This window comes from Streptomyces mesophilus, assembly GCF_011044995.1.
In the GTDB taxonomy this organism is placed as follows: domain Bacteria; phylum Actinomycetota; class Actinomycetes; order Streptomycetales; family Streptomycetaceae; genus Streptomyces; species Streptomyces mesophilus.
This window is the reverse complement of the sequence record NZ_JAAKZW010000354.1, coordinates 1-5,490: the sequence shown is the minus strand read 5'-3', so window position 1 is coordinate 5,490 and position 5,490 is coordinate 1. Positions and strand designations below refer to the sequence as shown.

Annotated in this window: 3 protein-coding genes; 1 reads left to right on the top strand and 2 read right to left on the bottom strand. The window is 73.9% G+C overall.

The window, feature by feature from the left end:
- Positions 1–75: 75 nt before the first annotated feature.
- The gene (lhgO, locus tag G6045_RS38895) at positions 76–1,311 is read right to left on the bottom strand and encodes an L-2-hydroxyglutarate oxidase (protein ID WP_328708068.1); all 1,236 of its coding nucleotides are present in this window, start codon (positions 1,309–1,311) and stop codon (positions 76–78) included.
- Positions 1,312–1,437: 126 nt separating this feature from the next.
- Positions 1,438–2,883 carry an MFS transporter gene (locus G6045_RS38890; protein ID WP_165336968.1) on the bottom strand — a complete coding sequence of 482 codons (1,446 nt, stop codon included), beginning with the start codon at positions 2,881–2,883 and terminating at the stop codon, positions 1,438–1,440.
- A 540-nt stretch (positions 2,884–3,423) separates the two neighbouring features.
- On the opposite strand from G6045_RS38890, the gene G6045_RS38885 reads away from it, so the two are divergent.
- A partial coding sequence (locus G6045_RS38885) for an asparagine synthase-related protein (RefSeq protein WP_165336967.1) occupies positions 3,424–5,490 on the top strand: 2,067 nt, incomplete at its 3' end.

The following is a 5,490-nucleotide window of genomic DNA, read 5'->3' as shown; positions in this document are numbered from 1 at the left end:
GCTCCGCCCCCCGGGCCCCCGCATCCGAACTTCGTTCGGATCTGCTCAAGCGCCGCAGGGGCTGAAATGCAACGGTCAGTCCACCTGGGCCAGCACCCGCCGCGCCACCTCCCGCCCGATAGGCAGCGAAGCCGTGGCCGCCGGCGAAGGGGCGTTCAGTACGTGGACCGTGCGCGCGCCCTCCACGAACAGGAAGTCGTCCGCCAAGGTGCCGTCGCGCAGGACCGCCTGGGCGCGGACGCCCGCCGGGGCCGGGTGGAGGTCCGACTCCGTGACCGCGGGGAGCAGGCGGCGGACCGCGCGCGTGAAGGCCGGGCGGGACAGGGAGCGGCGCAGTTCGCCCGCACCGTAGCGCCAGTGCTCGCGGGCTATCCGCCACGAGCCCGGCCAGGTGAGCGTGGCCGCCAGCTCGCGGGGGCGTACCACCGACCAGTCGTATCCCTCGCGCGCGAGGGCGGGCACGGCGTTGGGCCCGACATGGACCCCGCCGTCGATGCCGCGCGTGAGGTGCACGCCGAGGAAGGGGAACGCCGGGTCGGGCACGGGGTAGACCAGGCCGCGCACCAACTCGGGCCGGGCCAGCTCGTAGTACTCGCCGCGGAACGGCACGATCCGCATCCCCGGGTCGTCGCCCGCGAGAAGGGCCACACGGTCGCAGTGCAGCCCCGCGCAGTTCACCAGGACCCGGCCGCGCACGATCGCCCCGGACGCCGTGCGCACCGCGACCCCGCGGTCCGCGCGCCGGTCGATCCGCGTGACCTCCGCCCCGTACCGGATCTCGGCGCCCGCGTCCCGTACCAGCGCGGCCAGCTGTCCGGCCACCGCGCCGAAGTCGCAGATCCCGGTCGTGGCCACATGGATCCCCGCGAGCCCCCGCACCTCGGGCTCGAACTCCGTGATCTGGCTGGGGCCCAGCTCCCGTACCGGAATCCCGTTCTCCCGGCCGCGCTGCACCAGTGCGTGCAGCCGGGGCAGCTCGGAGCGCTCGGTGGCGACGATCAGCTTGCCGCCGACGGCATGCGGAATCCCGTGCTCGGCACAGAACTTGACCATCTCCGCGGCGCCCTCGACGGCGAACCGCGCCTTGAGCGACCCGGGCCGGTAGTAGATCCCGCTGTGGATCACCCCGCTGTTGCGCCCCGTCTGGTGCCGGGCGGGCCCGGGCTCCTTCTCGAGGACCGTGACCCGTATCCCCGGCCGGGCGCGCGTCAGCGCATACGCCGTCGACAGTCCGACGATGCCGCCGCCGATGACGAGCACATCGCAGTCGTACGACACCCGCGTGCCGTCTGCCGGGCCGCGCAGGGCCACGCGCCTCACCTCCGGAGAGCTCCGAGTCCGTCACGGACGCCGAGTACGCCCATGTGTCCGATAGTGCACTGCGCCACTGACAACGCGCTCAAACCCGTACCCGAAGGACCGTGCGGAGCAGTTCGCTCACGCCGGCGCCACCAGCAACGGCCGGGCGCGCTCCCGCAGCTCGATCACCTGCGGCTCGTCCCCGTGCGCCTCCAGGCGGTGCAGCAGATCCCGTACGTACTCCGTGGTCCGCGCAGACGAGATGCGCCCCGCGACCTCCACGGCCCGCAGGCCCTGTGCGCAGCACGCGTCCAGGTTGCCCGACTCCAGTTCGGCGACCGCGCTCACCACGAGCCGCAGCCCGTGCGAGCGGACGAACTCCTCGGTCGGGCTCGACAGCGCCTGCTCGGTGAACCGCCGTACCTGGCGCGGTGCCTTGAGGTCGCGGTAGCACTCTGCGGCGTCGGCCGCGAACCGGTCGTAGGAGTAGAAGCCCAGCCAGGACGGGTCGTTGTCACCGTCGCGGGAGCGCTCGAGCCAGCCTTCAGCGGACTTCAGGGCGCCGCCCGCCGCGTGCGCGTCACCGGCGCGGGCCTGCGCCCGGGCCTCGACGAGATGGAAGAAGCTCATGGTGCGCGCGGTGGCCAGGCCGCGATTGCGCTCCAGGGCGGCCTGCGCGAGGTCGACACCCTCGTCGCCGAAGCCGCGGTAGGTGGCCTGGAGGGACATGGAGGCCAGTACGTAGCCGCCGAGCGGGACGTCGGCTGCCGCGCGGGCGAGCCGCAGGGCCTGGATGTAGTAGCGCTGTGCGGCTTCCTGCTGGCCGGTGTCGAAGGCCATCCAGCCCGCCAGGCGCGTGAGTTCGGCCGTCGCGCCGAACAAGGCACGTCCCACTTCGTCCGAGTACGTCCCCAGTAACAGGGGCGCCGCCTCGACTCGTAAGCACTCCGGCACCATCGACGAACGCCAGTCCCCGCCGCCGTACTTGGAGTCCCAGCGCCGCGCGTCGTGGGCCGCCTCGCGCAGTTTCTGTACGTCGCTGTGGCCGACGCGCAGCGGCTTCTCGCCGGCCGGCGCGGACTCGGCGATCTGCCGCGCCTGCTCCGCCGTACGTTCCACCGAGCTGTCGGCGGGTGTTATCAGCCACCGGGACGCGGGTGTCGCATAGGCGCTCACCGCGAACGAACCGGCAAGCGACTGCCAGATCCCGCCACTTGTGCCCCTGCGGCCCGCGAGGTCGAGCCGGTACAGCTCGGTCGCCGATTTCACCGCCGCTCCGATGTCGCGCGGGAAGGAGAGACCCACCTCGGGCGCCGGGTCGGCGTCCGCGAGACCGATCTCGTGCAGCGGCACGGGCCGGCCGAGCTTCTGGCCGATGGCCGCGGCGATCAGGTGCGGGGCCGCACCCTGCGGAACCATGCCCTTGGAGACCCAGCGGGCCACCGAGGTCTTGTCGTAGCGGAGGGTCAGACCCCGTTGCGATCCGAGGTCGTTGACCCGGCGGGCGAGGCCCGCGTTGCTGATTCCCGCGAGGGCGAGAACGGTGCCGAGCTTTTCGTTCGGCCCGCGTTGCTCCCTGGACATGCGCCACCCCTCGACACAGACGGCTGCCGCGCCGGCACACCACGGCTGGCATAACCGCGCGGCATTCGTAAACCCAGCGTAGTTCCCCGCATTCCAAGCGTTAAGGGGCGGGATTCCGGATGGCGAGAAAGTTGTCTGTACAGGAGTGCGGTCTTTCTGCGGTGTGCTCCCGGCGTGTGGCCGTGCGCCCGCCCGTGCGCTCTTCACCGACCGGTGCGGGAGCGCTTCCATGTGGATGCGTGGGTCGGCCCACCGTGCGCTGGCAACCGGTGGGCTGGGGGACGCCGCCGCCTACATCCCCGCGGGTGGCGGACCGGTCCGGGAGGCCAAGCGCGCCTCCCGGATCGCGCGTTGCCCCGGCCCGCGCCCGCTGTACGCCCATTGCGCGCGAAATGGCCGGATCCAGCCAGGAGTTGGTCCGACTCGCGCGGGAGCACAGAGGCGCAAACGGCGCGCCCGCCTCCCCCTCCGATGCGCCCGCTTCGTGGCAGCATGGTGACCGACTTGGTGCCCATGTTGTCCACAGGCTGTGGAGGCGCGATGCGGTGGTTGGTGGGGTGGAGCAGTACCACCGCGAGGGCGTCCGGTCCCCTGGGCGGCGGCAGCGAGGCCGGCGAGACCGTGCACCCCGTGGGCTCGCAGCTTCTGTGGGGCGACCCGGATCCCCTATGGGCGGTGGGTGACTGGCGGCCCGACGAGGTCCGTGTGGTCAAGGCCGACGACCGGACCCGTATCGCCGTACTCGGCACCTGCGGCGCGAGCGACGAGCAGCTGCGCCTCGGCCTGGTCGCCGCGCGCGGCGGCGCGCTGCGGCATCTGACCGCGTGGTCGGGCAGCTATACGGCGGTGGTCCAGGTCGGCCGCCGCATCATGGTCGCCGGTGATCTCGCGGGCGCACGACCGGTGTTCTACACCCCGTGGGCCGGCGGCACCGCGTACGCCACCGCGGCCCTGCCGCTCGCCGACCTCATCGAGGCGCACCTCGACATCGGCCATCTCGCCGCGCTGCTCGCCTGCCCCGACGTCCCCGAAGCGCTCCAGGACTCCACCCCGTACGAGGACGTGCGCCGCATCCCGCCCGGGCACGCGCTGATCCTGCGCGACGGCGCACGCGAGATCGCCGGATACGAGCCGGTGGCCTCCCTCGCCGTCGCCGCGGCGGAGCTGGACGCCACGCGCGCCGTCGACGGCGTACGGGAAGCACTGGTCGACGCGGTACGGGCCCGGCTCTCCGCGCCCCGCCACGTACCGGACATCGACCCCGGACCCGTCCCGGGCATGGGCCCCGCCGAACGCCGCGCCTCCCGCATGCCGGTCCCCGGCATCGGCGCCGACCTGTCCGGCGGCCCGGCCTCCGGCACGCTCGCGCTGCTCGCCGCCGGACTGCCCGGGATGCCGGGCACGGTGCTCGGCCACGGCACGGGCGCGGGGGAACGGCTGCTCGCCGTCACCTTCAACGACCTGACCGGCGGCCGCCAGGAAGCCGAACTCGGCCGCGCCGGCGCCCTCGCCACCAACCCCCGCCTCCACCACGTAGTGGTCCCGGCGGGCGAAGAGGCCCTGCCGTACGCCGACTTGGAAGGCCCGCTCACCGACGAACCCGGCCCGTCCCTGGTCACCGCCGCCCGGCACAGACTCCGGCTCGCCTCCGGCAGCGCGGACCATCTGTCGGGGTACGGGGCGCGCCAGGTCCTCGACGCCCACCCGGCCCGTCTCGCCGACCTCCTCATGGACCGCCGCCGCCGTCATCTCGTGCGTCCGGTCGCGGCGTTGGCGCGTACGGAGGGCTCGATGAGCTCCGTACTGGTCCCCGCCAAGGTGTACGGAGCGGCCCGCCGGCTGGCCCGTACCTCCTACCGCTCGGGCATCGAGGACGCCGCACTGCGCCTGCGCGCCGGCGTCCTCGACGAGCCCACCGGCCCCGTCGGCGCCTCGCTCGCCGCGCTGACCTGGGTGCGGCCCGGGCCCGCCGCGCGCTGGCTGACCGGCGAGGCGCTCGCTGAAGTATCGGTTCGCCTGGAGCAGTCGGCGACCCGTCCGGGAGCGGGGCCCGGTCAGCGCCCGGGCGAACGCCGGGCGCGCGCGGCCCTCGCGCGGCACGCGGCGGATCTGCGCGTACTCGAACAGGCCGCGGAGGTCCGCTTCCAGCGCCTGCACACCCCGTTCCTCGACAACCAGGTCGTACGGGCCTGCCGCGCGCTCCCGGACTCGTTGCGCATACAGCCCGGGGCTCGGGCGGCGGTGCTCAGGACCGTCCTGGAGGGCGCCGGCGTGACGGACCTGCCGGCGGGCTGGGGCGCACCCTCGTACGCGACGTCCACGGCAGCCCAGAAGCTCGGACTCCGGGTCGCTGTCGAGGACTTGGTGGACCTGTTCGCCACTCCGCTGCTCGCGCAGGCGGGCCTCGTGGAGGGCCGGGTGGTCCAGAAGGCGCTGCGGGCGGCGGCCGCGGGGGAGTCCGTACCGGTGGACGGACTGGCGGATCTGGTCTCGGTGGAGCTGTGGCTGCGGCGGCTGCTCTCGCGCCGCGGCACGTGCTGGACGGGGATGCCGGCCCGGGCCCGGGCGGTACCGGGCGGGATCGGGCCGCAGCGGGGGGCCCTGGGG